The sequence below is a fragment of the Flavobacterium sp. FlaQc-47 genome, from assembly GCF_044006475.1.
Taxonomy (GTDB): Bacteria; Bacteroidota; Bacteroidia; order Flavobacteriales; family Flavobacteriaceae; genus Flavobacterium.
Map to the genome: position 1 here is coordinate 1 of NZ_JBIPCQ010000026.1, position 255 is coordinate 255.

A 255-nucleotide genomic window follows, 5' to 3' on the forward strand; every position below is an offset into this window, starting at 1 on the left:
TTGGCTTTGAGTCCATTTTTCGCGAGATTTATAAAGTAAATATCTGCTTCTGGCTAATAATTGTTTTACGGAATCTCCGTTGATTAAAAGCTTGGGAATGTATGTTTTGTTTTCTGATTTTGCCTTTATGATCAATTGATTCTCAAAATCCATGGCTTCCCATCGATGTTTGATTCTGATTTCCTGCAATGCCTCCAGGGCTAGTTTTTGAACATGAAATTTATCAGTAACCTGTATGGCTTTAGGAAAGCATCT

Annotated in this window: 1 protein-coding gene; it reads right to left on the reverse strand. The window is 35.7% G+C overall.

Translation table 11 applies throughout. The features are described from left to right. Nucleotides 1–255: transposase (locus ACHRVX_RS23860; RefSeq protein WP_395337096.1), on the reverse strand; the 255-nt coding region annotated here is incomplete at both ends.